This is a genomic window from Providencia sp. NPDC089933, assembly GCF_049545585.1.
Classification (GTDB): Bacteria; Pseudomonadota; Gammaproteobacteria; order Enterobacterales; family Enterobacteriaceae; genus Providencia; species Providencia huashanensis.
Window position 1 is genome coordinate 1 of the sequence record NZ_JBMWDT010000030.1, and the last position, 4,265, is coordinate 4,265.

5 protein-coding genes are annotated in these 4,265 nt (G+C 34.0%); all 5 read left to right on the forward strand.

Annotated features, from left to right (window positions below):
- Positions 1 to 99: 99 nt before the first annotated feature.
- Positions 100 to 309, forward strand: a complete 210-nt coding sequence (locus ACPEH5_RS22575; RefSeq protein WP_281111253.1) for a hypothetical protein — start codon at positions 100 to 102, stop codon at positions 307 to 309.
- Positions 297 to 812, forward strand: coding sequence for a hypothetical protein (locus tag ACPEH5_RS22580; protein ID WP_281111252.1), 516 nt, complete (start codon positions 297 to 299; stop codon positions 810 to 812). Before ACPEH5_RS22575 ends, ACPEH5_RS22580 begins: the two co-directional genes overlap by 13 nt.
- Positions 813 to 985: 173 nt before the next feature.
- Positions 986 to 2,359, forward strand: a complete 1,374-nt coding sequence (locus tag ACPEH5_RS22585) for an ATPase, T2SS/T4P/T4SS family (protein ID WP_210814873.1) — start codon at positions 986 to 988, stop codon at positions 2,357 to 2,359.
- Positions 2,343 to 3,371: a type II secretion system F family protein gene (locus ACPEH5_RS22590; RefSeq protein ID WP_042843760.1), complete on the forward strand. Its 1,029-nt coding sequence runs from the start codon at positions 2,343 to 2,345 to the stop codon at positions 3,369 to 3,371. The genes ACPEH5_RS22585 and ACPEH5_RS22590 overlap by 17 nt, the downstream gene beginning before the upstream one ends.
- A 14-nt stretch (positions 3,372 to 3,385) precedes the next feature.
- On the forward strand, positions 3,386 to 4,204 hold the full coding sequence (locus ACPEH5_RS22595) for a hypothetical protein (RefSeq protein WP_423727225.1): 819 nt from the start codon (positions 3,386 to 3,388) through the stop codon (positions 4,202 to 4,204).
- Positions 4,205 to 4,265 lie beyond the last annotated feature (61 nt).

Here is a 4,265-nt window from a genome sequence, read left to right on the forward strand (position 1 = left end):
GAGTTTCAGTAAAACGAGCTTTTTTCATCATGACCTCTGCAAATTTTAGGGCAGAAAATCTAATTATAGCTGTCTTATTTTAGGGGAAGTGGACACTCTGTGTCGAATATAGAAAGTAAATATTCAGGGTATCCAGATAGCCATAATTTGTTATTTGCAAAATTTGAAATGACTTTTAAAAATAACCCATTGGAAATTAGTTACTTATTAAACGGTCAACCTTATATTGATTATTATGTTTTTAAATCAATAGAGAAATTAGATGTTAACAATATTAAAGTTACAGGAGTTTTTGCATGCAAAAGATAATGTTTTCTATTTTAACATTAGGTATAAGCCTACAGTTCGCTTATGCAGATCCGCAAGCAGAAAGTATGGAATTACCAAACATTGAAAATAAAGAAGTATCAATTGAACAAAAAAATATTGTTGACTTAATGCAACGAAATCTTCAATTTGAATCAGAAAAACTACATATTGAAAATCAAATTACGCTAGCTAAGTTAAAAAAAGAACTAAAAGAGGTCAATGAAATTTTAAATGAGTCTCCTAGTCAAGAAACTGTAGCAACCAAGGAACTGGATAATGATGTCGAGGAAGAACGAATTAATGAACTGATGGATACTCCCGTTAAACCAATGGATAAGCCAAAAGTTATTATGATTTCTTATGTTGCGGGTATAAAAAAAATAGGGGTGGTGAATAGTGAGAATAGCCGCATTTCTTTTGTTAGTGAGAATAAACCATTTAGTATGAATGGAATGCGATATCGAGTTATTCTAAAAAACAATCAATATAAAGTTGTAGATTAATAATGTTACAATCAATTGATTTTATTAACATAAATTGTATTGAAGGTGGGGTAAAGGCATTAGAAAAATGCCACTTTGAGTTGCTTGAAAAAAATTTAATCATTGTTGATTATAATAAATCCAAGTATTTAGTTATCAATAAAATTAAGATTGATAAACTAGAGAGTATATATATGGATTTATATTATACGCGTTCAGTTTATAAGAAAAATATTTGTGGATTTATGTTGAGTACTGAATCTCAATATTACCAAATTATTGAAAAAGCAACTCGAGACAAGAGCAGTAACCTATTATATGAAACCAGTGATGTCCAAAAAGAACTAGAAAGTTTATTGCAGGTTGCCGTTGATACTGGGGCGAGTGATTTACATATTACTCGTGGGGATGTTATTTCAAAAGTAGAGTTTAGGGTTAATGGCTCTTTAATTTTATATTCTCAGTTAACATCTGCTAGTTGTGATGAATTGGTGTTTGTATTGTATAACGTTGAAGCGACGACTAAAGAGACAACATGGAATCGCCAACAACCGCAAAGTGCCAATATTTTGTATGATTTGAAAGGTAAAAAATACCGGTTTCGTTATGCACATTTCCCAATATTTGGAGAGACAAGTGATTGTTATCATTGTGTACTGAGAATTATACCTGCTTCCATAGATACTAACCCTAACCCTCAATTGGAGAGTACAGGGTTATCTGAGGTAGAAATTGAAGATATTAAATCAATACTAAGTAATCCATATGGTGCTTATTTTATTGCAGGAACAACGGGGTCGGGGAAATCAACAACATTAAAGACAGTTATTGAATGGCTACAAATAAATCGGTTTAACAACAAAGGTTGTTTTTTAACGGTGGAAGACCCCGTTGAATATTATATCTATGGTACCAAACAAAGTTCAGTATTAGATGTCGATGGTGGAGGGTTTCATTCCGCGATTAAATCCGCATTACGTCGTGATCCAGATGTACTTATGATAGGTGAAATACGAGATAAAATTTCAGCTAATGCATTATCTGGTGCAGTTGAAAGTGGCCATTATTGTTTCACAACCGTTCACGCAGGGAGCATTGTAACATTATTACAGCGGCTATCGGCACTCGGTATTACAGGAGACAAACTGTGTACACCTGGTTTTATTGCGGGCCTACAGTGTCAAAAGTTAATGCCAGTACTATGTTCGCACTGCAAAAAATCAGAGCTTGCCATTTTCGGTTCCCGGGAAATTGAAATATCAGTGCTTAACCAAGATGGCTGCCAGCATTGCAAATATACGGGTATCAAAGGACGTAAACTCGTTATCGAATATATGCGGCCATCAATTGATGAATTATCTGCAATAGCGAAAAATAATTGGCTTGAAGCGTATATGCACTGGCGTAAAAAAAGGCTAATTGGAAAAGGAATTGGTGAGGGGTTTCAAATTAAAGAAAAAACGCTGTTATTAGTAATTGAAAATAAAGTTTGTTACCACTGGTTTACTCATGAATTTGGCGCTATTCCAGCAGAAGATATGGAGGTAATTTTTGAAAAAATTCACTAAATCTCAGCGATTATATTTATATCAATTTTGTGCTGATATGATTAACTCTAACCTTCCGATTTATGATTCAATCATAAAACTAAAAAAAGAAGGGGAAACGGTTATAGGCAAAGGGTTTGTTAATAAATTGAATTATTTATTAGACAAAATGGCGAATAAAGAATCTATTGCATCCGTTTTTGATGGGATGGTACCAAAGAGTGAATTAAGTTTAATCTATTCTTCAGAGAAAAGTGGGGCACTTGCCAATGGCTTTACCAGTATCGTTGAGGTTATTAAATATAAAGACCAATTAATGTCAAAAGTCATCAAATCAATAACATTTCCTTTGATTATGTTGGCTTTATCTTTAATTGTGATAGCAGGTTATGCGGTCAAAGTTTTCCCTGCCTTTGAACGAGTACTACCGGTTACGCGTTGGCCTGTTGTGACCAGTTCATTATATGAATTTGGCTTGGCTTTATATAATGGGTTATGGGTTTATATTTTAGTAGCAGTCATCCTATTAACGATAATAACTAGGGTTATTATGGCAAATGTAACTGGGTTATTTAGGGATAGGTTTATGGACAGAGTAGTACCATTTTCTACTTTCAAACAATTAAATGCTTCTATTATATTAAATAGTTTGTCAGGGATGTTAAAAAATAAAATCCCTATTAATGATGCATTGACAATATTGAGTTTAAACGCCAATAGATGGTTAAAAAGTCATATTAATATTATGAAAGTTAATATGGCCAAAGGTCAAAACTACGGAGAAGCGCTGAATACAGGGTTATTAAATGTACATGAGCTTTTGAATATTAGTTTGTATTCCGCATTACCATCATTTCATGATGTATTAACATCAGTATCTGAAAAGTCAAAAATTAATATTAATGACAAAATGGATAAGCTTGCAGGATTATTAAAATCATTTTCAACATTAATATTAGGCGGTTGTGTCATCTGGGTGTTTATTGCACTATTTTCGTTATCAGATCAGTTATCTAAGATGTCCCAAATGTAAGTGAGAGGTTAATAATGAAAAAAGTAATTTTTTGTACCGTGTTGCTGCTGCCCATAATAGCGGTTGCTAAAACAACAAAAGGTGTTAATTATATTAATAACACTGCTTCTAATCCAATAATGTCGGTTTGTGCTAATACATCGACGCCATTACCTATATTTATTTCTACATTACGTGATTTTGGTTTAACATCTAAATTTAGTAATCGAGTAAATGTATCGGTTACTGCAGAATATTGGACAGAAGAAGAACGGGGTATTCCTATAAAAATTGCTAACTTTTTTGCAATGGATACGATACGGAAACCTGATGGTAGAACGCCGTTACTTGGGAATTATTCTACAAAAAAAGAGGTTTCGCCCATACCGATGAGCGCAAGAGAGTACAGTGGTATGTCAATCTCGGATGCAGGTTTGGGAAAACCGACAAAAACTGATCGGAAACGTACTTTTGAGTCTTATAATAGCCAAATACTCTATATCAAAAATCGAGGTGTTTACAACGCTAACTATTTTCCAAGGCAGCAAGCTGCACCAACTACTTATGGCGGTGGTGAATACTTTCGACAACCTGACGATATTATTTGGTTACCCGGACGCGCAATAAAAAAACTGACAATTCATATTTATGATTCAAACCCACCAGCATCTCCACCCGAACTAAAAGGGAGACCGGCACCTACAGTTACATTTGAGTGGAAAGCCAAAACAGGTTATAACCCAAAATCATCTGTTCCGCCTATACTGGAATTAACAAGTGTGACTTATTCTGGACAAGGTAATAGTTCTTGGGGGTCGGAATTGTCCACTTCCCCTAAAATAAGACAGCTATAATTAGATTTTCTGCCCTAAAATTTGCAGAGGTCATGATGAAAAAAGCTCGTTTTACTGAAAC

Coding starts and splice junctions, on each gene's coding strand:
- ACPEH5_RS22580 (WP_281111252.1), top strand. CDS start 297: ATGCAAAAGATAATGTTTTCTATTTTAACATTAGGTATAAGCCTACAG.
- ACPEH5_RS22585 (WP_210814873.1), top strand. CDS start 986: ATGGATTTATATTATACGCGTTCAGTTTATAAGAAAAATATTTGTGGA.
- ACPEH5_RS22595 (WP_423727225.1), top strand. CDS start 3,386: ATGAAAAAAGTAATTTTTTGTACCGTGTTGCTGCTGCCCATAATAGCG.